General features: G+C 66.1%; 22 protein-coding genes. 10 read left to right on the top strand and 12 right to left on the bottom strand.

All coding sequences use genetic code 11. From position 1 onward, the window contains the following. Positions 1-47: 47 nt before the first annotated feature. Both PAA8504_RS09160 and PAA8504_RS09155 read left to right on the top strand, forming a co-directional pair. A complete protein-coding gene (locus PAA8504_RS09160) occupies positions 48-1,514 on the top strand; it encodes a leucyl aminopeptidase (RefSeq protein ID WP_108893874.1) in 1,467 nt (488 codons plus the stop codon). Between the two features lie 65 nt (positions 1,515-1,579). Then, positions 1,580-2,038: a DNA polymerase III subunit chi gene (locus tag PAA8504_RS09155; protein ID WP_108893873.1), complete on the top strand. Its 459-nt coding sequence runs from the start codon at positions 1,580-1,582 to the stop codon at positions 2,036-2,038. Between the two features lie 370 nt (positions 2,039-2,408). On the opposite strand, the gene PAA8504_RS09150 is transcribed toward PAA8504_RS09155, so the two are convergent. The 3 genes from PAA8504_RS09150 to PAA8504_RS09140 form a co-directional block, all read right to left on the bottom strand. Beyond that, positions 2,409-3,035: a retropepsin-like aspartic protease family protein gene (locus tag PAA8504_RS09150; protein WP_306419526.1), complete on the bottom strand. Its 627-nt coding sequence runs from the start codon at positions 3,033-3,035 to the stop codon at positions 2,409-2,411. After that, the gene (locus PAA8504_RS09145) at positions 3,025-3,654 is read right to left on the bottom strand and encodes a MarC family protein (protein ID WP_108893872.1); all 630 of its coding nucleotides are present in this window, start codon (positions 3,652-3,654) and stop codon (positions 3,025-3,027) included. Before PAA8504_RS09145 ends, PAA8504_RS09150 begins: the two co-directional genes overlap by 11 nt. A gap of 79 nt (positions 3,655-3,733) precedes the next feature. Next, positions 3,734-5,587 carry an ABC-F family ATP-binding cassette domain-containing protein gene (locus PAA8504_RS09140; RefSeq protein ID WP_108893871.1) on the bottom strand — a complete coding sequence of 618 codons (1,854 nt, stop codon included), beginning with the start codon at positions 5,585-5,587 and terminating at the stop codon, positions 3,734-3,736. Positions 5,588-5,722: 135 nt separating this feature from the next. Here PAA8504_RS09140 and ndk point away from each other — a divergent pair, with 135 nt between their 5' ends. Beyond that, positions 5,723-6,145: a nucleoside-diphosphate kinase gene (gene ndk, locus PAA8504_RS09135; protein ID WP_108893870.1), complete on the top strand. Its 423-nt coding sequence runs from the start codon at positions 5,723-5,725 to the stop codon at positions 6,143-6,145. 133 nt (positions 6,146-6,278) lie between these two features. On the opposite strand, the gene PAA8504_RS09130 is transcribed toward ndk, so the two are convergent. Continuing rightward, positions 6,279-7,466: an alpha/beta hydrolase gene (locus tag PAA8504_RS09130; protein ID WP_146190474.1), complete on the bottom strand. Its 1,188-nt coding sequence runs from the start codon at positions 7,464-7,466 to the stop codon at positions 6,279-6,281. A 158-nt stretch (positions 7,467-7,624) separates the two neighbouring features. On the opposite strand from PAA8504_RS09130, the gene PAA8504_RS09125 reads away from it, so the two are divergent. Further along, on the top strand, positions 7,625-7,834 hold the full coding sequence (locus tag PAA8504_RS09125; RefSeq protein WP_146190473.1) for a hypothetical protein: 210 nt from the start codon (positions 7,625-7,627) through the stop codon (positions 7,832-7,834). A 91-nt stretch (positions 7,835-7,925) separates the two neighbouring features. Here the strand turns inward: PAA8504_RS09125 and PAA8504_RS09120 are convergent, their stop codons facing one another. From PAA8504_RS09120 to PAA8504_RS09100, 5 genes are all read right to left on the bottom strand, one after another. Further along, positions 7,926-8,342, bottom strand: a complete 417-nt coding sequence (locus PAA8504_RS09120) for a DUF4112 domain-containing protein (protein ID WP_108893867.1) — start codon at positions 8,340-8,342, stop codon at positions 7,926-7,928. Between the two features lie 22 nt (positions 8,343-8,364). Beyond that, a complete protein-coding gene (locus PAA8504_RS09115) occupies positions 8,365-8,685 on the bottom strand; it encodes a TfoX/Sxy family DNA transformation protein (protein WP_108893866.1) in 321 nt (106 codons plus the stop codon). A 275-nt stretch (positions 8,686-8,960) separates the two neighbouring features. Next, a complete protein-coding gene (locus PAA8504_RS09110) occupies positions 8,961-11,150 on the bottom strand; it encodes a hybrid sensor histidine kinase/response regulator (RefSeq protein ID WP_108893865.1) in 2,190 nt (729 codons plus the stop codon). Then, entirely contained in the window at positions 11,147-12,307 is a 1,161-nt protein-coding gene (locus tag PAA8504_RS09105) for an FIST N-terminal domain-containing protein (RefSeq protein ID WP_245897574.1), read from the bottom strand. The genes PAA8504_RS09110 and PAA8504_RS09105 overlap by 4 nt, the downstream gene beginning before the upstream one ends. A gap of 53 nt (positions 12,308-12,360) precedes the next feature. Further along, positions 12,361-13,035 carry a response regulator gene (locus PAA8504_RS09100; RefSeq protein WP_108893864.1) on the bottom strand — a complete coding sequence of 225 codons (675 nt, stop codon included), beginning with the start codon at positions 13,033-13,035 and terminating at the stop codon, positions 12,361-12,363. 271 nt (positions 13,036-13,306) lie between these two features. Here PAA8504_RS09100 and PAA8504_RS09095 point away from each other — a divergent pair, with 271 nt between their 5' ends. The 5 genes from PAA8504_RS09095 (at position 13,307) to PAA8504_RS09075 (ending at position 18,158) form a co-directional block, all read left to right on the top strand. After that, positions 13,307-13,837, top strand: a complete 531-nt coding sequence (locus PAA8504_RS09095; RefSeq protein WP_108893863.1) for an SRPBCC family protein — start codon at positions 13,307-13,309, stop codon at positions 13,835-13,837. Between the two features lie 28 nt (positions 13,838-13,865). Beyond that, positions 13,866-14,348, top strand: coding sequence for a (2Fe-2S)-binding protein (locus PAA8504_RS09090; RefSeq protein WP_245897573.1), 483 nt, complete (start codon positions 13,866-13,868; stop codon positions 14,346-14,348). Positions 14,349-14,408: 60 nt separating this feature from the next. Continuing rightward, positions 14,409-16,841, top strand: coding sequence for a xanthine dehydrogenase family protein molybdopterin-binding subunit (locus tag PAA8504_RS09085; RefSeq protein WP_108893862.1), 2,433 nt, complete (start codon positions 14,409-14,411; stop codon positions 16,839-16,841). Positions 16,842-16,900: 59 nt separating this feature from the next. Further along, the gene (locus PAA8504_RS09080; protein ID WP_108894077.1) at positions 16,901-17,689 is read left to right on the top strand and encodes an FAD binding domain-containing protein; all 789 of its coding nucleotides are present in this window, start codon (positions 16,901-16,903) and stop codon (positions 17,687-17,689) included. 193 nt (positions 17,690-17,882) lie between these two features. Then, positions 17,883-18,158, top strand: coding sequence for a hypothetical protein (locus tag PAA8504_RS09075; RefSeq protein ID WP_108893861.1), 276 nt, complete (start codon positions 17,883-17,885; stop codon positions 18,156-18,158). Positions 18,159-18,439: 281 nt separating this feature from the next. Here PAA8504_RS09075 and ilvN read toward each other — a convergent pair whose 3' ends face one another. The 3 genes from ilvN to PAA8504_RS09060 all read right to left on the bottom strand — a co-directional run bounded on the left by ilvN (position 18,440) and on the right by PAA8504_RS09060 (position 22,204). Beyond that, a complete protein-coding gene (ilvN, locus tag PAA8504_RS09070) occupies positions 18,440-18,997 on the bottom strand; it encodes an acetolactate synthase small subunit (protein ID WP_108894076.1) in 558 nt (185 codons plus the stop codon). A 70-nt stretch (positions 18,998-19,067) separates the two neighbouring features. Further along, entirely contained in the window at positions 19,068-20,315 is a 1,248-nt protein-coding gene (locus PAA8504_RS09065; RefSeq protein ID WP_146190472.1) for a carbohydrate porin, read from the bottom strand. A 134-nt stretch (positions 20,316-20,449) separates the two neighbouring features. Beyond that, positions 20,450-22,204 carry an acetolactate synthase 3 large subunit gene (locus tag PAA8504_RS09060; RefSeq protein ID WP_108893859.1) on the bottom strand — a complete coding sequence of 585 codons (1,755 nt, stop codon included), beginning with the start codon at positions 22,202-22,204 and terminating at the stop codon, positions 20,450-20,452. A 326-nt stretch (positions 22,205-22,530) separates the two neighbouring features. Here PAA8504_RS09060 and PAA8504_RS09055 point away from each other — a divergent pair, with 326 nt between their 5' ends. Next, on the top strand, positions 22,531-23,367 hold the full coding sequence (locus PAA8504_RS09055) for a YihY/virulence factor BrkB family protein (protein ID WP_181375744.1): 837 nt from the start codon (positions 22,531-22,533) through the stop codon (positions 23,365-23,367). The last annotated feature ends 81 nt before the right edge of the window (positions 23,368-23,448 follow it).

The following is a 23,448-nucleotide window of genomic DNA, read 5'->3' as shown; positions in this document are numbered from 1 at the left end:
CGCCTACCTAGGGGCGGACCGAAAGACCGAAAACCCGGAGATCCCACATGACCACCCCCGCCACCTTCCGCCTGACCGAGACCGACGTGAACACCCTGGGTGAGGCGTCCGGCCTCGTGGCGGTGTTCGTGCCCGAGGAAGGGACGCTGGACGCCGCGGCGCGCCGGGTGAACCGCCTGACCAAGGGCGCGGTCGAGCGTGTCACGACGGCAAAAGGCTGGGAGAAGGCCGAGGCGGGGGACGTGACGATCCTGTCCTGGCCCACCGGCATGACCGCCGAGAAGGTGGCCGTGGTGAAACTGGGCAAGAAGCCCGGCCCCGAGGCGGCACGCAAGGCCGGCGTGGCGCTGGGCAAAGCGCTGGGCGCGGAGGGCGCGACCCTGTGCCTGGCCAACCGCAAGGGCGTGCGCGAGGTACTGACGGGTGCGATGCTGCGCGCCTATGACTACACCGATCAGAAGACGAAAAGCGGGGAGGAGAAGGCACTTGGCGAGATCGTCGCCATGGTCTCGAAACCCGAGGAGATGGACGTGGACGACCTCTCGGCGGTGGCCGAGGGTGTGTTCTTCTGTCGCGATCTGGTCAACGCGCCGGCCAATGTGCTGACCACGACCAGCTATGCCGAGCAGCTGTCGGCCCTGTCCGAGCATGGTGTCGAGGTCGAGGTGCTGGAAGAGGAGAAGCTGGCCGAGCTGGGCATGGGCGCGCTTCTGGCCGTGGGGCAGGGATCCGACAGCCCGTCGAAGGTCGTGGTGATGAAGTGGATGGGCGGCGGTGACGAGGCCCCGCTGGCGCTGGTCGGCAAGGGCGTGGTCTTCGACACCGGGGGCATTTCGTTGAAGCCGGGCGCCGGCATGGAAGACATGACGATGGACATGGGCGGGTCCGCCGTGGTCGCGGGCGTGATGAAGACGCTGGCGCTGCGCAAGGCGAAGGCCAATGTCGTGGGGCTGGTCGGGCTGGTCGAGAACATGCCCTCGGGCCGAGCCTATCGCCCCGGCGATGTGGTGAAATCAATGAAGGGCGACACGATCGAGGTCATCAACACCGATGCCGAGGGGCGTTTGGTGCTGGCCGACGTGATGTGGTACGCGCAGGAGACGTTCCAGCCGTCGGGCATGATCGACCTTGCCACGCTGACGGGGGCCGTGATCATCGGTCTGGGACATCACAATGCGGGATTGTTGTCGAACGATGACGGGTTCGTCGGTGATATTCTGAAGGCCGCGGGGGCCGAAGGCGAGGGCGCATGGCGTCTGCCGTTGGGCAACGATTATGCCGACCAGCTGAAATCGCGCATCGCGGATGTGAAGAACGTGGGTGGCCGTCCGGCGGGGACGATCACTGCGGCCGAGTTCCTGCACCGCTTCGTGAAAGAGGGCACGCGCTGGTGTCATATCGACATCGCGGGCGTCGCCTCGACCTCGTTCGATTCGCCCTATGCGCCCAAGGGGGCGTCGGGCTGGGGCGTGCGGGCGCTGGACCGCTTCATTCGCGACACCTGCGAGGGGTGATGGGCCGGGCGGGGGCCAGCCCCCGCACCCCCGGGGTATTTGACCAAGGATGAAGGAGGGGGCGTTTGGGAGAGGCGTATTTCTATCACCTGACCCGGCGGCCCCTTGAGGCCGTACTTCCGCAATTGCTGGAGCGCAGTCTCGCGCAAGGGTGGCGCGTGCTGGTCCGGGGGCGCAACGAGGTGAGGCTGCGGCAATTGGACGAGGCGCTTTGGCTGGAGCCCGAGGACGGGTTCCTGCCCCATGGGCTGGCGGGCGGGGACCGTGATGCGGATCAGCCGGTTCTGCTGACCGTTGATGCGGAGACGGCGGGGGATCGTGGATGCCTGATCTGTATTGAGGGGGCAGAGGTGTCGGCCGACGAGGTAAGCGCGGCTCAGCGGGTCTGCGTGATCTTCGACGGGGGCAACCCGGATGCCTTGAACCGGGCCCGCGAGCAGTGGCGCGGGCTGACGAAGGCCGGGGCCAAGGCGCAATACTGGTCCGAGGAAACGGGCCAGTGGCAGAAGAAGGCCGAGAGCTGATCGGGTGTCAGATCGGGGGCCAGGCCCCGGACCCTCGGGGCATTCCGGCAAGGATGAAAGTTGGAACCTCTGGATAAGGCCCGGGGCGGAAGACGCGCATGGCGGAACGCCGGTGGCCCGGCGACGGCGTGGGCCGGGCCGGGTAGTGGTCGGTTCGTGATATGGAAGTCGGTGGCGCCACCTGCGGGGACGCGAGGATTGGGGCGGGGCGTCACCCCCTGCCTGCGATCTCACCGGTGAGACCTGTGGTCGGACCTGTCCGGCGTGTCAGACCGAACCATCCCCCTGGGCCTCGCTGTTCTTCCAATTGCGCGCGGTGGGGATATGCGTCGCGCGCGGTTAAGTTGAAGCGAAGGCGGCGTGCGGTGGGTCAGCGTGTGAGGGTCAGCGTGTCGTCTTGGATCGTGATCTGGCCGAACCGACTGAGATAGCTCATCCCCAGCAGGGAGCCCGACATCTCTCCGCCATTGACTGAGGCAGGGACGCCGCGTTCGATGACAGGGCCGAGGCTGACGCGGTCGAGACGGACGCGCGCCAGGGGCACCGTTCCGTTGGCGGTCTGTGCGCGGCCGAGATAGGCGAGTGTATCGGGCTCGATCCCCGCGCGGCGCGCGTCGTTCTGGCTGAGCACCATGTCCGAGGCGCCGGTGTCGACGATGAAGTCGATGGGCACGTCGTTGATCCCCATCGTCACGTGGTAATGCCCGTCGACACCGCGCGGGACCTGAAGGCTGCCGGTGGAGGTGAAGCTTTGCCGGGGGGCGACGGTGTCGCGGATGCCGGGCCAGAGGCCGGCGATGGCGATGGCGCCGAGGAAGATAAGCCCCCACAGGGCCAACTGGCGCAGGGTCTTACCCATGTTCTGCCGGTTCGAAGCGATGAAATAGCCGAAGATCGCCGCGCCGAGCAGGGCGAGATAAAGAAGGGATGCGGTCTGGTCGCCTGTCATGCCCCGGATATGGTGGTCGGGGCCGGCGTTTTCCAGATCACGGGCCAAGGCCTGCGTTCACCAGGCCGTCCAGCACGAACTGGACCGAGAGTGCGGCCAGGAGCATGCCCAGAAGGCGAGTGACAACGAGGATGCCGGTATCGCCGAGGCCACGCTCGATCGCGCCGGCGGCCATGAACAGAAGGTAGCAAATCGCGTAGATTACGGCGATCACGGCGAAGAGCCCCGCCAACGTCGCCGGTCCGCCGCCGCCCTGGTCGGTCAGCAGGATCAGCGAGGCGATGGAGCCGGGCCCGGCAAGCAGCGGGATCGCAAGGGGGAAGACCGAAGGGTCGTCGGAGGGATCGTCGTCGGCCGCCTCGGCCTGGGACTGGCGGCGCTGGGTGCGGCGGCCGAACAGCATCTCGAGCGCGGTGAGGAACAGCAAAAGGCCGCCCGCGATGCGGAAGGCGGGCATGGAGATGCCGATGAAGCCCAGGACCGCTTCGCCGAAGAGGCCGAAGGCCAGAAGGATCAGCAGGCCGATGAGGCACGCCCGGCGCGCGATGGCCCGGCGCCGGGCGGAGGTCATCCCGCCGGTCAGCGCGACGAAGACCGGCGTGGTGCCCACGGGGTCGATCACGACGAACAGCGTGACGAAGGCGGTGATGAGGAAGTCGGGCGTCATCGGGGGGTGACCCGCGCCTTGCGGCGCGGTGCCTTCGGCGGGGGTATTTGGACAAGGGTGAAGAGGGCGGGCGGGGGCATCAGTGTTCCGCGGTTTCGAGCTTTTCCAGCGAGGCCATCCAGAGCGCTTCGGCTTTGTCCATGGCGCCCATGACTTCGGCGTATTTCTTGTTCCAGGTGGCGAGTTCGCCCACGCGGTCGTCTTCGTAGAGGGTGGGATCGGCCAGCTTCTTGGCCAGCTTGTCGCGCATCTCGGTCAATTTGGCGACGCGGGCCTCGGCCTTTCGCACCTCGGACCTCAGGGCGAGGACCTGGTCGCGCGAGGGTTTGGCGGGTTTGGCCGCGGGTTTCGGCTTTTCGGGCTTCTGTTGATCCTCGCCCGTCAGGAGCATCTTGCGATAGGCGTCGAGGTCGTCCTCGAACGGGGCGACGCGCCCGTCCTTGACCAGCCAGAGGCGGTCGGCGACGAGGCTGAGCAGGTGCATGTCGTGGCTGACGAGGATGACGGCGCCCGAATAGGCGGTCAGCGCCTCGACCAGCGCCTCGCGGCTTTCGATGTCGAGGTGGTTCGTCGGCTCGTCCAGGATCAGCATGTGGGGCGCGTCGATGGTCGCGATCAGCAGCGACAGGCGGGCCTTCTGCCCGCCCGAGAGGGAGCCGACGACCGTGTCCGCCTGATCGGCGGTCAGGCCGAACCCGGCCAGCCGGGCGCGCAGACGGGCGGGTGCTTCGAGCGGGCGCAGCTGGCGCACGTGGTCCAGCGGCGTCTCGTCGATATGAAGCTCGTCGACCTGGTGCTGGGCGAAGTAGCCGACGCGCAGTTTCGACGAGGTCGTGACGCGCCCGCCCATAGCGTCGAGCCGTCCCGCAAGAAGCTTGGACAGGGTCGATTTCCCTTCGCCGTTGCGCCCCAGAAGCGCGATGCGGTCGTCCTGGTCGATGCGCAGGTTCAGCTTGCCCAGCACCGTGCGGTCGCCATAGCCGACCGAGGCGCTTTCGAGGTTCACGATGGGGGGCGACAGTTCCTCGGGTTCGGGGAAGGTGAAGGCGCGCAGCGCGGCCTCCTGCGGGGTTGTGATCGTCTCCATCTTCTCGATCATCTTCAGGCGGGATTGGGCCTGCTTGGCCTTGGTGGCCTTGGCGCGGAAGCGGTCGACGAAGCTTTGCAGGTGGGCGCGGCGCGCATCCTGCTTGGAGATTGCAGCCTCCTTGGCGGCCAGCCGCGCGGCGCGGGTGCGCGCGAAGGTGTCATACCCGCCGGAATACAGCGTGAGCTTGCGATCCTCGAGATGCAGGATCGAGCCCACGGACCGGTTCAGCAAGCCGCGGTCGTGGGAGATGACGATGACCGTGTGCGGATAGCGCGTCAGATAGCTTTCCAGCCACAGCGCGCCTTCGAGGTCGAGATAGTTCGTCGGCTCGTCCAGCAGCAGCACGTCGGGCGCGGCGAAAAGCACGCCGGCCAAGGCCACGCGCATCCGCCAGCCGCCCGAGAAGGCCGAGCACGGCATCGCGATCTCGGCCTGGGTGAAGCCCAGCCCGCGCAGGATCTGCGTTGCGCGGCCTTCCGCCGACCAGGCGTCGATATCGGCCAGCCGCGTCTGGATCTCGGCGATGCGGGCGGGGTCGGCGGCGGTCTCGGCCTCGGCCATCAGGCCGGCGCGTTCAGTATCGGCGTCGAGGACGGTGTCCAGAAGCGTGGTCTGGGACGACGGCACCTCTTGCCGGACGCCGCCGATGCGGGCCTGTCTGGGCAGGTCGATGGAGCCGCCTTCCAGGGCAATCTCGCCCCGGATCAGGCCGAACAGCGTGGTCTTGCCGGTGCCGTTGCGGCCCACCACGCCGACCTTGTGGCCGTCGGGAATATCGGCCGAGGCCCCCTCGAACAGGGGGCGGCCGGCGATGGAGTACGAGATGTCGCGAATTCGAAGCATGGACGCGCCCTAGCAGAGGCCGCGCCCGGGCGGAAGACGGCGCGTCTGCGGCTTTCCCTTCGGAGAGGCCCGTGCTAGCAGGCGGGCAATTCGCGGACCCGCATGGGGCGGGCCGCCCGAAACGAAGAGGCACCCATGGCCACCGAACGCACCCTGTCGATCATCAAGCCCGACGCCACCCGCCGCAACCTGACCGGCAAGATCAACGCCAAGTTCGAGGATGCCGGCCTGCGCATCGTCGCGCAAAAGCGCATCCACCTGACCAAGGCGCAGGCGGGCGAGTTCTACAAGGTCCATGCCGAGCGTCCGTTCTATCAGGAGCTGGTGGACTTCATGGCCAGCGAGCCGGTGGTCGTGCAGGTGCTGGAAGGCGACAACGCCATCGCGAAGAACCGCGAAGTGATGGGCGCCACGAACCCCGCCGATGCGGAATCGGGCACGATCCGCGCCGAATTCGCCGAGTCGGTCGGCGAGAACTCGGTCCACGGCTCTGACGCGCCTGAGACGGCGAAGGAAGAGATCGCCTATTTCTTCTCGGGCCTCGAACTGGTCGGCTGAGCCAACGATTTTCGCGACGATTTGAAAAGGCCCTCGGTTTTCGGGGGCCTTTTTTTTGTTCCGCGCTCACCGAGTTTGACCACCTGCGATGCCGGAGCGGGCAACGAGTCCGGGCGGCCGCGCTCGGTCTACGTCATCCGGCCAGGAAACGATCCGTTTCGTCCATCATCACGGCGAAGGCCGCTTCCGACGGGGCGATGACGTGATTGTCCGTGTCGAGCGACAGAAACTCGGCATTGGGCAAGGTGCGGGCGAGCTGACGGCTCTGCGCCTGGGGGTGCACGGCATCGCCCACTGACGCCATGACCAGAACCGGGGCGGTGACCTGTTCCAAAATGGCGCTGACGTCGAAATGCCCCACGGCCCTGCGCATCGCGGCGGCCTCTTCGCTGTTGGCGGACCGGGTTTGCATCTCGACGAAACTGGCCAGTTCGACCTCTGTCGCGCGGGGCATGAACACGGTCGCCACGGCCTTGACGAAGGGGCTGCCGGGAAGGCCCCAGCCCGCCCGTATCATGGCGATCACCGCGTCCGTCCTGTCGATCTCTCCGCGCGCATAGCTGCCCTGGACGAAGCCGTTCACCAGCACGAGTCTGCGCACCCGGTCCGGATGGGTGGCGGCGAACGCGAGCGCGACCGGGGCGCTTTGGGACACGGCGAATATGTCTGCGGGATCGGCCCCCGCCGCCGCGATCACCGCGGCCAGGTCCGCCACGAAATCCCCCTGCGAGCGCCGCGGGGGGTGCCGCTCGGACAAGCCCGTCCCCCGCGCGTCATAGCGGATCAGCCGCCGTCCCGCCCCGAGCCGATCGAGCCATGGACGCCAGAGCGGGCTGGTCCAGTCATGCTCCAGATGCGAGATCCAGTGCGCACCGCGGACGAGCGGCGGCCCCTCGGCGTCCGAGACAGCATAGGCGATGCCCGTGCCGTCGGCGGATGCGGCATAACGAATGGTCTGACGCGGGATGACCCGCGGGTCCGGCGCCGGCGTTACCCTCTCGCCGATGCCGGGGGCCAGATGGACGGGGCAGACCAGCTGTACCCCGCGGCGCGGTATGGTGCGGATCACGGACTGGGCCTTGCCGCTGTCCCCGACCGCTGCGCGGGCCGAACTGATCCGGGCGCTGAGGGTCGCATCCGACACGATCCGCCCGTGCCAGACCCGTTCGATCATGTCGTCATAGCTGAGCAAACCGGGCGCGGTCCGAACCAGCGCGATCAACAGGTCGAACACCTGCGGCTCGACATGCACGGGTGTGCCGGAGCGTAAAAGCCGGTGGGACGTCTCGTCCAGGACGCAATCGGCGAATGCATAGGCCATCCCGCGATTGTGCCCCACGCGCGGGAACGCGCACAAGCGGGACGGACAATCTCGGGCGAAAATCACGGGAACCTTCAGGTCTTCTGAAGGCGGTCTTCAAGTGCCGTCTGCCGTCCTGTCGCAGGATGGGATCGGAAGATATGCAGGAGGACCACGAGATGACCGATCCGATCAGAACCCGCGCCGATGGCAGCATCGACACCGCCTATTACATGCGCCGCGGCCGGATTGCCCGTGGCGAGGCGGCCTATGACATGGCCCGCCGCGCTGTGCCGTCCCGGAGGACACCGACAGGCGCGCGTCGTCCGTGGATGATGCCACTGGTGATCGTCGCGTTCGCCGGTCTGACGGTGCCTTACCTACTGTAGGGCGATCCGGGGGCTGAGCTTGGCAAATGCGGTGGTGCGGGCACGATTTCCGGCGCCATCCCGCCCCAGAATCTCCGCCCCGGAACGGTGCTCAGGCTTTCCCGCCATAGGAGGGGTGGTGCGAGCTGAGGGCGCCTTCGCCGGTATGCGTCCCGGCGCGCATGCCGCGTTCCACGTGATCGCGCAGAATGCCGACATTCCGGCGGTTCGCCTTGAACTTTGCGTCGAAGAGGTCGCCGAGCAGAGGGATGGTGCCGACGGCCACGTCCAGACCGACATTGACGCCTTGCTGTAGCAATTTGTGGCGCGGCAGGCCCATTCGGTAGCTTTCATAGACGATCCATGCGGCGGGCGCTGCGGCCGCCGCGTCGCCGACGCCGGGGATCAGGCCTATGATGGAATCCCAGCCGACGCGCAGTCCGATCCCCGGCACGCGGAACGCGGTATCCATCCGGCGCGACAGGCGATCGAGCCGTTCGAGGCGGAGAAGATCGGGATGCTGTGTCATGGGTGGCAAACGACCCGGCGCGTCAGCGGTTCCGAAGCCCCATGTCATCGAGAAACCTCGACAGGGGTGGGGGCAGTGGATCGTTGTCCTCGGGGGCTGCAGGCGGCAGGTGTCCCGCTTTGACGGTCGCCAGAATCGCCGCGTGCCGCTCCCGCAGATTGGCCATCATGGCCGGATCTGCGGCCCGCCAATCGCGGTCTTCAAGCGCCATCGCCAAGGCGATGAACTTCATGATGTGCGGGGCGTCCCCGCCGGCGATCATGCGCGCATACGCATGATCGACCCCGACCGCACGATAGTTTTCGACCGAATGGATGCCGATCCGCGCGAAAGCGTCGGACATCGCGGGCCGATATTGCGCAGCGTGCTCAGGGGCGTTCCGGTCATGCGGACCGCCCCACGCCGCGGTGGATCAGATCATCGCCCAGTCGTCGAAGCGCACGGGCTTCGGGGGGGTCTGGCGGGCGGGCTGATGCGATTTGGTTGATTTGGCGCGCATGACGGCGGTTCCCTGGTTCACTCCATTCGCCCATCCTGCCCGGCGATTTGGGCACAAGATGGGCCGTTGGCGGAAACAATTCGCCCGCGCGCCGGAAGTTCCAGGGTGTTGCCGAAGGGTTACGCTTGGGCATCGGCGGGGTCGTCGATGAGGCGGATCAGGCGATGTCGGTCCAATGGTTTGGGGATCAGCGAAACGCCGGCTGCGGCGCAGCTTGCGGCAATATCCTCGTGCCGGCTGGCCGAGATGACGGCGGCGGGAATCGGGCCGTGACGGGTCCGCAGCACGGCGATCAGGTCCAGTCCGGTCATGCCGTCCCCCAGCTGATAGTCGATCAGAAGCCTGTCGGGAATGATGTCGATCTCGGCCAGAAGATCCATCGCCGCTTCGCCGCTGTCGGCCGGGATGACGTGATTGTCCCAGGATTCGATCATCAGGGTCAGGGCGGCGGACATTTCGGCATCGTTCTCGACCAGCAGCACGACGAGGCCGCGGGTGCGGGGGGCCAATCCGTCGTTCCGGGGCGGTCGCGCCTGGGGCAGGGTCGAAAGCCGTGGAACCGTGACCGAAAAGGTCGATCCCCGGCCGGGAACGGACAGCAGGTCCAGCGGATGACCCAGCATGCCGCAAGCCCGTTCGACGATCGCCAGGCCGAGGCCGAGCCCCTGCGCGCCGGAGGCCGAAGGGCCGAGCTGCCGGAACTCCTGGAAGATCGTGGCGCGGTCCTCGTCCGCGATGCCGGGTCCGGTGTCGCGGACCTCGATCCGCGTGGTGCCGCCCAAGCGGCGCGCGCCCACCAGAACGCGGCCCGCCGAAGTATAGCGGATGGCGTTCGAGACGAGATTTTGAAGGATCCGGCGCAGAAAGACCGGGTCGGAGCGCACGATATGCGTGCTGTCAAGGATCTTCAGCCGCAGGCCCTTCGCGTCGGCAGCGGGGCCAAGCTCGCTTTGCAGGGAATGCAGGATGCGGCCCAGTTCGACCTCCTGCACGCGCATCGTGGCCTGACCGGAATCCAGCTTCGATATATCCAGAAGCGCCTCGATGATCTGCTCGACCGAGGACAGGGCCGAGACGGCCTTCGACGCGGTCGCCCGCGCGGCGTCGCTGCCCGCCCGTTCCTCCAGGTGCGAGACGAAGAGTTTGGCCGCCGAGAGAGGTTGCAGCAGGTCGTGCGAGGCCGCGGCGACGAAGCGCGTCTTTGAGGCGTTGGCGCGGCGGGCTTCCTCCAAGGCGATGCCGAGCTCCTCGGTGCGTTCCTCGACCCGGCGTTCCAGCGTTTCGTTCATGTCTCGCAAGGCCCGCTCGGCCTCGCGTTCGGCGGTGACATCGGTGAACGAGATGACGAAGCCTCGGTCGGGAATCTCTTGCGCGAAGACCGACAGGATGGCGTCACGGCCGCGGTTGACCTCGAAGCTGATGGGGCGGCGCGGGCGGGTGCGGTTCGCCCAGGCGATCAGATGCTCGCGCGTGAAATGGGACGAGAACGCGATCTGTTCGTCCAAGCGTTCGACCAGCGCGGTGAAGCGGATGCCCAGGACCTGCCCGTCGATGGGGCGGTCCAGAAGGTCCTCCATCCGGTCGTTCCAGCCGACCAGCCGCTGCCGGGCCGAGAAGATGCACACCCCTTGGTTCAGGTGGTCGAGGGTGGCGCGCACCATCTGCGCCTGTTCGTCCAGCAGCCGGTCGCGTTTGACCCGCTCGGCGCGCATGATCTCGGACACGTCGGTCTGCAGGATCACGGTTCCGCCCGAGGCGGTGCGGTGCTCGCCCACCTGAAGCCAGCGGTCCCGGGTGAGGCGGACGTTGAACACGGTGCTGTCGTCGGCGTGCCGTGCCATCCGGCGGGCCATCCACTGCGCCCGCGTTTCGCCTTCCGGCAGCGCCAGATAGATCGACTGCGACACCAGCGCGACATAGTCGGCAAAGGGTAGCCCGGGTTCGATCCGGGGGACGATGTCGGCGATCTCGCGGCAGAAGCGCGAGTTCGACATGACCAGGTGGTCCGAGTGATCGAACAGCGCAAATCCCTCCTGCACCGACTCCACGGCCTCGGCCATGTTCGACCGTGCCGCCTCGGCCGCGGCGTTGGCCTCGTGCAGCAGGGCAAGCGTGCGTTCCAGGTCGACGGTGCGCTGGCGGACCTGCGCCTCCAGAAGGGCCGCACGCTCGAACTGGGAATAGGCGAGGCCGGGGTCGCTGCCGGCTTGTTCGACCTTGCGCATCAGCGATTGCGCGATGCGCATCAGCTTGGCGTTCTGGACCTCGACGGGGTCGGCGGGGTCGATCAGTCCGGGTGCATCGCTCATGCCGGGTCTGCCGTGTGCGGCGGGGGATAAAGCGCCACGCCGGTCATGGTGTGGTTGACGTGCATCGGCCCGATCTGCTCGCCATAGGTGGAAAAGCCGACGACGCGGTGCCGCGCGAGAATCTCCGACACCCGGTGGCTTTGCTGGGATTGCTCGGCCTCGATCCGGCGCAGGATGCAATCGCAGCCCAGGATGTCCGCCGGAGGACCATGGCGCCCCAGACCCGCGAGTTCCCGGTGCAGATGCCCCGCCATGTCCGAGGAACGCGCGACCGACAGAACCATCCCTTCCTCGATCGCCGAGAAGAAAACCAGATCCCCCCCGGGAGTCACCCGCTGGATCGCACGGACATGGTGGGTGTCGCCCAGCCGGACCACGACGGGGTGCGAGGCGAAGGTGAACGTATCGAGCTGGGCGGGATCGGTGCCTATCAGGCGGGCGTATTCGCTCGCGGCCGGTGCGCCGTTGATCTGCTTCACGCAGCGCGTTTCGGGGTCGGCGGCGGTGACGACCATGCGCGTCGGGGTGGGTGTCATGTGATCGAGGCTGAAGACCTGCGCGCGGCACGCCGTGGTCACCAGCGACAGGATCGCGGCATTGTCGTGGACGGTCCCGTTCAGGCCCAGTTTCGTACGGCCGAACGCGCGCCCGTCGCCGGCCGACCCGCCGAACAGGGGCAGAGGCCCCAGTGCCGGTGCGATCTGCGACAGCACGGCGTCCTCGCGTCGCGACAGGCCGTCGATCATCGCGAAGGCGAATGCGGTCGGGAAGCCCGGGCGCCGTCCCGTCAGTTCGACCCGGGCCTGAACGACGCGATCGGTCAGGCCGTGCCCGTGCAGCCTGTCGAGGGAAGGTGCCAGGATCACGGAGGTGGCGAAATCGCGGTCCGGAAGGCCGACCGCGATGATGGTGTCCTCGGCATAGCCCATGGGCCCGATCTCGCCCGCCGTGGTGCACGCGACGGTGGGAATGTCGGGATAGGCGCGGGCGGCCTCGGCGACGACGTGGTCGAAATCGGCGGTGGGTCCGACAAACAGGAACAACTGCGCAAGGGGCGTTCCGTCGAGCCGGGCGACGATCTTCGCGAACGGCTGGCCCTTGGTGATGGCACAGCGCATCAGGACGTGCGGGACCTGGCCCTGCACGGGCGACGCCATGGCTGCTGGATCCGTCCTGTGGATTGCGGTTTCCTCCCGCGGGGCAGGATCGTTCAGTTTTGCCTGCCGGGCAAGATCGACGTGAACCGGGCCTCTTGCGCGACCAGCACCGCCTGGGTGCGCGACTGGACCGACAGCTTGCGCATGATGGCGGTGACATGCGCTTTCACGGTCGTTTCGGCGATGGACAGGTCGAAGGCGATCTGCTTGTTCAGCTTGCCGTCGCAGATCAGGTCGAGGATGCGCGCCTGCTGCGGCGTCAGTGAGGCCAGCCGGCTGACCGGGTCGGGACCGTCCGCAGGCTCGGCGACGTCCACGAACTGCTCGGGCAGGTAGGTGCCGCCGTCCAGGATGCGCGCGATCGCGGCGCGGAATTCGGAATGGGGGCTGTGCTTGGGCACATAGCCCGCGGCACCCGCCTTCATCGCCGACGCGATGATTGCATTCTCGGTCATCGACGAGACGACGATGACCGGCGTGCCCGGGGCGCGGGATTTCAGCCGCAGTAGCCCGTCGAGGCCAGTGACGTCGGGCAGGTTGAGATCCAGCACGATCAGGTCGCACCCGCCCCCCGCGTCGAGCGCGTCCAGCCCCCCGGCCAGCGAGTCCGCCGTGGCGATGTCGGCGAACCCTGCGCAGTCGCGCAAGGTCAGTTCCAGCGCGTCGCAGAACATCGGGTGATCGTCGATCACCAGCGCTCGGCGGGCGGGGGTGGCTTGGTCCAGCATGACGGCAGCCTACGCGATTCCGGGGGCGCGGTCATCCGCTGCCAAAGTCGGGGGGCCGGACAGGCCGCCGCCGTTCATTTCGCATCGCCTTTGCCGGGATATAAGGTTGACGGCGAACCCCGCGAAGCGCTGAGTGTCGGGGTGCAGAGATCTACGCCGCCACGGCTTGGCCCGCGCGGGAGCCGGACCCCGAACGACCTGTCCATAGGTCGCATATCGCGGGCCCCACGCGGCGCCGTAGCATCTCGTCGAAAAAAGGGGAGGCACCCATATGGAACTGAGCGGACACCGCATCATCGATGCGCCTAGGGAAGAGGTCTGGGCGGCACTGCTGAACCCCGACGTCCTGAAGGAATGCGTGCCCGGCTGCCAGGAGATGGCCGGAAACCCCGAGGATGGGTTCGACGCGACCGTCGTCCAGAAGGTCGGACCCGTGAAGGCCACGTTCAAGGGGAAGGTCCACCTCAACGATATGAACGCCCCCGAAAGCCTGACGCTGGAAGGCGAGGGCAAGGGCGGCGCCGCGGGATTCGCGAAGGGCGGGGCGAAATGCGTCCTGACCGAGGAAGACGGCAAGACCCGTCTGGATTACGATGTCGAGGCCAAGGTGGGCGGCAAGCTGGCGCAGCTTGGCAGCCGCATCATCGACGGTTTCGCCAAGAAGATGGCCGATCAGTTCTTCGAGGACTTCAAGGCCCAGGTCGAAGGGCCAGGCACGGAGTCCGAGCCAGAGATGGCCGGCGGCGAAGGCGGTGAGCCCGCAAAGAAAAAGGGATGGTTCGGGCGCGGCTCGGCCGAATGACAGCAAGATTGAGAGGGAGGATTTTCGCATGAAAGTCGACATGAAGGTCAACGGCCGCGCCGTTTCGGGCGAGGTCGAAGGCCGAACGCTTCTGGTGGATTTCATCCGGCAGACCCTGCGCCTGACGGGCACCCATGTGGGATGCGACACCAGCCAGTGCGGCGCGTGTACCATCCACATGAACGGCGAGCCGGTGAAGTCGTGCTCGGTCCTGGCGGTGGAGTGCGAGGGGGCCGAGATCACCACCATCGAAGGTATGGCCAACGCCGATGGATCGCTGTCCACGATGCAGGCCGCGTTCCAAGAGCATCACGGCCTTCAGTGCGGCTTTTGCACGCCCGGCATGGTCATGGCGGCGACCGCGCTGCTGAAGGAGAACCCGTCCCCCAGCGAGGCCGAGATCCGGCATCACCTGGAGGGCAATATCTGCCGCTGCACAGGCTACCACAACATCATCAAGGCGGTGCAGGCGGCATCGGGGCAGGACGTTCAGCCCGTCGCGGCCGAGTGAAATCATGACGGGGGACCAGATTTTCGATCCGAAAATCTGACCCCGAGGGGAGGAGACGACATGCCTAAAGATGGTGGCATCGGCGCCAGCTCGAAACGGCGCGAAGATATCCGGTTCCTGAGCGGAACCGGGCAATATACGGACGACATCAACCTGCACGGCCAGGCCTACGCGTATTTCCTGCGCTCGGACGTGGCCCACGGGAAGATCAACGGGATCGACACGTCGGCCGCCGAAGGGATGCCGGGGGTGCTGCGGGTCTTCACCGCCAAGGATTTCGACGGCGTCGGCGGCATTCCCTGCGGCTGGCAGATCACCTCGATCGACGGCCAGCCCATGCAGGAGCCCAAGCATCCGATTCTGGCGGAAGGCAAGGTGCGCCATGTGGGCGACCCGATTGCCGTGGTGGTGGCCGAAAGCCTCGCTCAGGCCCGTGACGCGGCCGAAGCAATCATGCCCGATATCGAGGACCTTCCGGCCGTCATGGACATGAAGGCCGCCGTTCAGGAGGGGGCGCCGAAGGTCCACGACGATCTGACCTCGAACCTGTGTTACGACTGGGGCTTCGTCGAGGATAACCGCGAGGCCGTCGACCAGGCGATCAAGGATGCCGCGCATGTCACCACGCTGGAGTTGGTGAACAACCGCATGGTCGCCAACCCGATGGAGCCGCGGGTGGCCGTGGGCGACTATGCCGCCCATTCGGGCGAGTCGACGCTGTACACCACCTCGCAGAACCCGCATGTGATTCGGCTTCTGATGGGGGCCTTTGTGTTGGGCATTCCCGAGCACAAGCTGCGCGTGGTCGCCCCCGACGTAGGCGGCGGCTTCGGCACCAAGATCTTCCACTATGCCGAGGAAGCGTTCTGTACCTTTGCCGCCAAGCAGTTGCGCCGTCCCGTCAAGTGGACGTCCAGCCGGTCCGAGGCGTTCATGTCGGACGCCCATGGCCGCGACCACGTCACCAAGATCGAACTGGCGCTGGACGCGGACAACAACTTCACCGCCCTTCGGACCGAAACCTACGCGAACATGGGCGCGTATTTGTCGACCTTCGCGCCTTCGGTCCCGACATGGCTGCACGGCACGCTGATGGCGGGCAACTACAAGACGCCGCTGATCTATGTGAACGTGAAGGCGGTCTTCACTAACACCGTCCCCGTCGACGCCTATCGCGGCGCGGGACGCCCTGAGGCGACGTTCCAGCTTGAACGCGTGGTGGACAAGGCTGCGCGCGAACTGGGCGTGGATCCGATCGCGCTGCGCCGGCAGAACTTCATCACCGAGTTCCCATACGCCACCCCGGTCGCCGTCGAATACGACACCGGCGACTATCACGCGACCATGGACAAGGTGCTGGAAGTCTCGGACCACGCGGGCTTCGAGGCGCGTGCGGCCGAGTCGAAGAAGAACGGCAAGCTGCGCGGCTATGGCATCGCCCATTATATCGAGGCGTGCGGCATCGCGCCGTCGAACCTTGTCGGGCAGCTGGGCGCGCGGGCGGGTCTCTACGAGAGCGCAACGGTTCGGGTGAACGCCACCGGCGGCATCGTCGTGATGACCGGCAGCCACAGCCACGGGCAGGGGCACGAGACGACATTCGCGCAGGTGATCTCGGAAATGATCGGGATCGATGCCGACCAGGTCGAGATCGTGCATGGCGACACCGCCCGAACCCCGATGGGCATGGGCACCTATGGCTCGCGATCCATCGCCGTGGGCGGCAGCGCGATGGTCCGCGCGGCCGAGAAGATCATCAACAAGGCCAAGAAGATCGCGGCCCACCTGATGGAGGCCAGCGAGGGGGATATCGAGCTGAAGGACGGGGCCTTCACCGTCGCGGGCACCGACAAGTCGGTCGCCTGGGGCGATGTCACGCTGGCGGCGTATGTCCCCCACAACTACCCGCTGGAGGATATCGAGCCCGGGCTGGAGGAGACGGCGTTCTACGACCCCGCGAACTTCACCTACCCCTCGGGCGGCTATGCCTGCGAGGTCGAGGTGGACGAGGAAACCGGCCGGGTCGAGGTCATGGGCTTCACCGCGGCGGACGATTTCGGCAACGTCATCAATCCGATGATCGTCGAAGGTCAGGTTCACGGCGGTTTGGCGCAAGGTATCGGACAGGCGTTGTGGGAGAATTGCGCCTATGACGAAGACGGGCAGCTGATCTCGGCCAGCTACATGGATTATGCCATGCCACGCTCGACCGATCTGCCGATGTTCAAGGTGGACCATTCCTGCGTCACGCCCTGTACCCACAACCCGCTGGGCGTGAAGGGCTGCGGCGAGGCCGGGGCCATCGGATCGCCGCCCGCGGTCATCAACGCGGTCATCGACGCGCTGCATCGGGGCGGCTACGACGTGCCCCACATCAACATGCCGGCCAGCCCCGACCGGGTCTGGGCGGCGATGCAGGGCGCGAAGGCCAACATGGGCGCGGCACAGCCCGCCGCCCGCTCGACGGATACGGCCGAGGGCCGCTCGGTCTGAGGAACCTCCCCATGGCGGGTGCCCAGTTGGGCCCCGCCGCATCGATAGGGATAGAAAAGATGTATGATTTCGAATTCGACCGGCCGACCAGCATCCAAGCGGCCGTGGACAGCCTGAAGACGGAAGAGGCGCTGGCCTTCTCGGGCGGGCAGACGCTGATGCCGACGATGAAGCAGCGGCTGGCGATGCCGTCGAAGGTGGTCAGCCTGTCCGCCATCGAGGAAATGAAAGGCGTGCGCGTCGAGGGCAGCGAGCTTTGGATCGGCGGCGCGACCACCCACGCCACCGTGATGCGCGAGACCGCTGAAAGCTATCCAGCGATCTCATCTCTGGCGGGTCGGATCGGCGATCCGTCGGTGCGTTCGCGCGGGACCATCGGTGGTTCGGTCGCCAACAACGACCCCTCGGCCTGCTATCCGGCGGGGACGCTGGCCTCGAAAGGCGTGATCGTGACGGACCGGCGTGAAATCCCGGCTGACGAGTTCTTCCAAGGCATGTTCATGACCGCGCTGGAAGAGGGCGAGATCGTGACGGCGGTGAAGATGCAAATCCCCGACGCTGCGCACTATGCCAAGTTCATCCAGCCTGCCTCGCGCTTCCCGCTGACGGCGGTCTTCGTCGCGAGATACGGCGATGGCGTGCGCGTGGCCGTGACCGGGGCGTCCGAAAGTGGAGTGTTCCGCTGGACCGAGGCGGAGGAAGCGCTGTCGGGCAACTTCTCGGCCGAAGCGGTCGACGGGCTGGCGACGCCGGACGGATCGGGCATGATCTCGGACCTGCACGGAACCGGCGACTACCGCGCGCATCTGGTGAAGGTCATGACCAAGCGGGCCGTGGCCGCCTGCTGAGGGTTCGGACGGCTGATTTGCGCGCCTCCGGACCCGGGGGCGCGTTCAAGTCTCCGACAATCACCGCGTCAGTTTGCGGCAGGTGGATGGCGTCTGCCCCGGGAACAACGCCGGACTTCTTCTTGTTCGTCAGTCAATCCGGCCATCGTGCCGCAGGCACCGTCGCCGCGTTAACGAGTGAAGGAGTACCAGGATGAAAACGATTGCTGCCACCATCGCCGTCGTCGGTCTCACGACAGGCTTTGCCGTCGCCCAGGACATGGACGAAGACACCGACGGCTATGATTTCGGGACGCTTTCAGGCTATAACGAGGGCCTGACCGAGGATCAGTTCAACACCTATGACCTGAACCAGGATGGCTTCCTGCAGGAAAACGAGACGGGCACGTTCGAAGGCGACGGCTACGCGCTGGACGATATCGCCGAACCGACGGACGGGTTCGAGAACGAGATCGGCGTCGACGACTGATTTTTTCTGAGACGATCCCGCCCGGCGCGAGCTGGGCGGGTTTCTCTATGCCCGGGCCTGACAGCTTAGGGAGCGGCATCGCCGGTCAGGCCTGAACCGATTGGCTTTCGAATCCGACGGCGCAGACATTTGGTCCGATACCGGCGATACCTCTGAACGAGCCCTTTGCATCCCGTGGCGCTGTCGTTCCGCACCGCGTAGCCCCCGAACCGCCGTCCAAGAACATTTGTCGCTCGACGCGACCAAGGGCCAGCGCCCTTCCCGAAAGGGCAAAGACTGGCCTAGCCGCGGGCCAACGCCGCAACACCGGTACGGGCCATCTCGGTCAGACCCAGGGGGCGCATAAGGTCCGCAAAGGCGTCGATCTTTTCGGGCGATCCGGTGATTTCGAACGTGAAGTTCTTGAGCGTGCTGTCGACGACATTGGCGCGGAAGATATCCGCAAGACGCAACGCCTCGACCCGCTTGTCGCCTTCGCCCGAAACCTTGAACAAGGCAAGCTCACGTTCGACGCTAGCGCCTTCGACGGTCAGATCGTGGACTTCGTGAACCGGAACGATCCGCCCCAGCTGCGCCTTGATCTGGTCGATGATGGCGGGCGTCCCGGTGGTGACGATGGTGATGCGAGAGGTGTGACCGGTATGGTCGATCTCGGCCACCGTCAGGCTTTCGATGTTGTAACCCCGCCCGGAGAACAGGCCGATGACTCGCGCCAGCACGCCGGCCTCGTTGTCGACGATCACTGCCAGCGTATGACGCTCGATGGTGTCCGCGTTCGGATCGCGTAGGTCATAGGCTGACCGCCGGGACGACCCTTTCTCGATCTTCAGGTTGCTCACGAACGCCTCCCCCACGTGGTATTCCAGTCCACCTTCTATGCCGCCCGGACGGCGGCGGGACAAGGGGCGTTCACCACCAATGCTCGACCTGCACGCCATAGGTCGCGCCCGCGGTCCCGGGATAGACCCGGCCCAACCCGGCCGTCTCGGCCTCGTCGTTCCAGTCGGCATAGGTCACATAGCCGCGGATGGCGGGCCGGTCGAAGAAGTCCGATCCGCCCGGCTTCCAGACCAACGCGCCGGTCAGTTTTCCCAGGATCTGCGCGTCGCCATCTTCGACCGTGACATCTAGCCCGGGCTCCAGCCCGACATGGAAATCGCCGCCGATCCGCCATAATGGGCGCGCCCCGATCGACAGCCATTCGCGGTTCCGGCTCTGCGCCTCGACCACGGCCGTGGCCTGCATCGAGAAATCGTCGCCGCGGTTCGTCAGGTAGCTGGCGACCAGACGCGCCCCGACCTCTCCTTCGGGGGCCGTGGCGTCCGAGGCGAAGGTCAGCGTATGCCCCGGCCCCCAACCCAGTTGCGCAGTCAGCGATAGGCTGCCTTGCCAGATATCGGAAACCTCTGCCTCGACGGTGGCCATGCCGCCGAAATCGGCCCGCGTCTCGGCGTGGGACTTGGCAAAGCGCAGGTCCACGGCACCGCGCAGAAGGACGGTCTCGGTGTGCTGCCAATCCTCGATCCGGGCCTCGACGCGGCGGAAGGGCGTGTCCTCGTCCAGCGCGGTCCCGATGTCGAAGCTGGAATGCTCGAAGAGGGCGACGGCCAGCTCGCCTTGGCCAAACGGGATCTGCTCGATCCCGTAGCCGAGGCCGGTGCCGTTGAAATAATAAAAGTCGTGGATATGCGTGTCCTGGCGATAGTAGAACCGTTGCCCGCCCCAGACCCGGGCACCGGCCAGCGGTCCCTGGTCGGTGAACTCGCCCAGCCCGACCCAGCTCTCGACGGTCAGGATCTCGAAATCGTCATAGTCGTTGATCGGCGTTCCGATGATCGCGTTGCGCAGTTGGAACAGAAGGGTCGGTCCGGCCTCGCGATCGCCGAATGTCAGGGTAAAACCCGGCTCGACATAGGTCTCGCACTCGTTGCCAAGGCGGTATTTTACGGGCGCATCGGGAAGTTGGAAGCATTCCTGTGCGCCGCCGTCGAACCGCCCGCCGAAGCCCAGAGACCGCAAATACCCGAAACTCACCAACTCTATGCTGTCCGACTGGTAAAGCGTCGGCCACCCGCTTTCCTCGTCCAGCCGATCCTGGGCATGGGCGCCCGTGATCAGTCCCGCACCAAAAACCACCACAATACATGTTGCCCGCATCACCGAACCCAAAAAACTGCACTTGTACCAGCAGAGTTTCGCGCCGAACGGCCCGCGGTGCAACACCGCGCACCTTCATTCTTGGGAAAATACCCCACGGGGGTCCGGGGGTGTGAAACCCCCGGTCCTGGCCTTCAAACCAGCACGGCGCCAGGTGCGGTGATCTGGTTCTGCGTTTCTGCATTGGGCAGCAGCATCTTATTGTGCGGCTCACCGCTGGGGATCATCGGGAAGCAGTTCTCGTGCTTTTCCACCAGGCAGTCGAAGATGACCGGGCCGTCGTGGTCCAGCATCTCCTTGATGGCGTCGTCCAGGTCCTTGGGGTCCGCGCATTGGATGCCCTTGGCCCCGAACGCCTCGGCCAGTTTCACGAAGTCGGGCAGGGCCTCGGACCAGCTTTGCGAGTATCGCTCGCCATGCAGAAGCTCCTGCCATTGGCGCACCATGCCCAGGCGTTCGTTGTTCAGGATGAACTGCTTCACGGGCATGCGGTACTGCACCATCGTGCCCATTTCCTGCATGTTCATCAGCCATGACGCCTCGCCCGCGACGTTGATGACCAGGGCATCGGGGTGGGCCATCTGGACGCCCATCGACGCCGGCTGGCCATAGCCCATGGTGCCCAGACCGCCGGAGGTCATCCAGCGGTTGGGTTCCTCGAATCCCAGGTATTGCGCGGCCCACATCTGGTGCTGGCCGACTTCGGTGCAGATGTAGCGGTCGCGGTCCTTGGTCAGCGCCTCGAGCCGCTGCATCGCGTATTGCGGCTTGATGACCGTGTCGGAGTTCTTGAACTCCAGGCACTTCACCGCGCGCCATTCGTCGATCTGGGCCCACCACTTGGACAGGGCGGCCTTGTCGGTCTTGCGGCCCTGGCTTTTCCAGATCCGCAGCAGGTCTTCCAACACATGCCCGACGTCGCCGATGATCGGCATGTCCACCCGGATGACCTTGTTGATCGACGAGGGGTCGATATCGATATGCGCTTTCTGGCTGTTGGGGCTGAAATCCTGCGTGCGCCCGGTGATGCGGTCGTCGAAACGGGCGCCGATGTTGATCATCAGGTCGCAGCCATGCATCGCGAGGTTCGCCTCGTAGAGGCCGTGCATCCCCAGCATTCCCAACCACTTTTCGCCCGAGGCCGGATAGGCCCCCAGGCCCATCAGGGTCGAGGTGATGGGAAACCCGGTCTCGTCCACCAGTTCGCGCAGAAGCTGGCTGGCGGCTGGGCCGGAATTGATGACGCCGCCGCCCGAATAGATGATGGGCCGCTTGGCGGTCGCGATGGCTTCGGCCAGGCGCGACAGCATCTCGGGGTCGCCCTTTACCTTGGGTTGATAGCGCGAGGTGTTGGCCTTGACCTTGGGCGTATAGGTCCCGGCCGCGAACTGGACGTCCTTGGGGATGTCGACCAGCACCGGGCCGGGCCGGCCCGAGCGGGCAACGTGGAAGGCCTCGTGGATCACGCCCGACAGGGCGTCGGTCTCTTTCACCAGCCAGTTGTGCTTGGTGCAGGGCCGGGTGATGCCCACGGTGTCGGCCTCCTGGAAGGCGTCGTTGCCGATCATGAAGGTGGGCACTTGGCCCGACAGGACGATGATCGGGATCGAATCCATCAGAGCGTCGGTCAGGCCAGTGACCGCGTTCGTCGCACCGGGCCCTGATGTGACCAGCGCGACCCCGACCTTCCCGGTGGACCGGGCATAGCCTTCGGCGGCGTGGACGGCGGCCTGTTCGTGGCGGACGAGGACGTGCTTGATCTCGTTTTGCAGGAAGATCTCGTCATAGATCGGAAGGACCGCGCCGCCGGGGTAGCCGAACACCACGTCTACGCCCTGATCCTTCAGGGCCTGAACAACCATTTGGGCGCCGGTGATGGGCTGGGTCATCGTTTCGTCTCCGTCGTGCATTGCCCAAGAAAAAGCCCCCGAGGGTGAGGTCGGGGGCGCGTCAGAAGTCCGATCGGGGCCGTTCACCCCGCGTGCCTGTCGCTCCGTACTACAAGAAGGATCGCCATGGTCCGGTCTCCGTTGCCGTGCGTTGACCGATACGCCCGGGGCGACATGCGGTCAACCGCGATTCCGCACGAAAAATGTCGCAGCACCGTGATCAGGCGAACGAATGTTGCGCCCGGGGTCTCCGGTGCGGCCGTGCGCGTCATGCGGAACGACATACCCGGTCCGCCGTTCAGAGAGCAGGCAACAGGAGGGACCCCATGGCCGACACCGCAAGCGTCGCAAAAGCCGTCTACACCCAGATGAACGACAAGAAGCTGACACTGATCGCGGCGGGCGTGGCATTTTACGGCTTGCTGGCGCTGTTTCCGGCCATCGGTGCAATGATGGCGATGGCGGGCCTTGTTGCCGATCCCGCGCAGGTGACCGAAACCCTGAACAGCCTTTCGGGCGTGATGCCCCAAGCCGCGCAAGAGATCATCATCGGCCAGGCGCGCGAGGTCGCGGGCAGCGAATCCGGCGGGCTCGGCCTTGTTGCAATCTTCGGTCTTCTGATCACGCTCTATTCCGCGTCGAAGGGCATGCAGGCACTGATCGACGGGATGAACCTGATCAACGAACGCGACGACGATCGCAGCTTCGTCAAGCAGACGGCGTTGAAGCTGGCGCTGACGCTGGGCCTGCTTCTTGGGGTGCTTCTTTGCGTCGCAGTCGCGGTGATCGTTCCGGCGGTGCTGGCGTGGCTTCCGCTGCCCGCCTCGACCGAGACGCTGGTGACCGCCGCGAGATGGCCGGTCCTGCTTGTGATCGCGGCTGCCGGCATTGCGCTGACCTATCGTGTCGGGCCGGCCGGGCAGAACACGGCGTGGCGCTGGATCGTGCCGGGTGCGGCGCTGGCCTGCCTGCTGTGGCTTGCCGGGACGGCCGCCTTCGCCGTCTATGTGCGCCTGTTCGGATCATATCAGGAGACGTTCGGCGCGCTGGGCGGCGTGGTGATCCTGCTCATGTGGCTATGGGTGTCGGCCAGCGTTGTCTTGCTGGGCGCGCTTGTGGCGAAAGTCCTGCGGGAACGGTCGAGGAGCGCCGGGCGGGACTGATGTGGAACCGAAAGGGTTCCGGCCACGTTAAGTTAATTGCTGAATATTTCATATTTCCTCCCTCGATCTGTCTCGCTAGGG

The organism is Palleronia abyssalis, from assembly GCF_900302445.1.
In the GTDB taxonomy this organism is placed as follows: domain Bacteria; phylum Pseudomonadota; class Alphaproteobacteria; order Rhodobacterales; family Rhodobacteraceae; genus Palleronia; species Palleronia abyssalis.
This window is presented reverse-complemented; position numbering and strand designations above follow the sequence as displayed.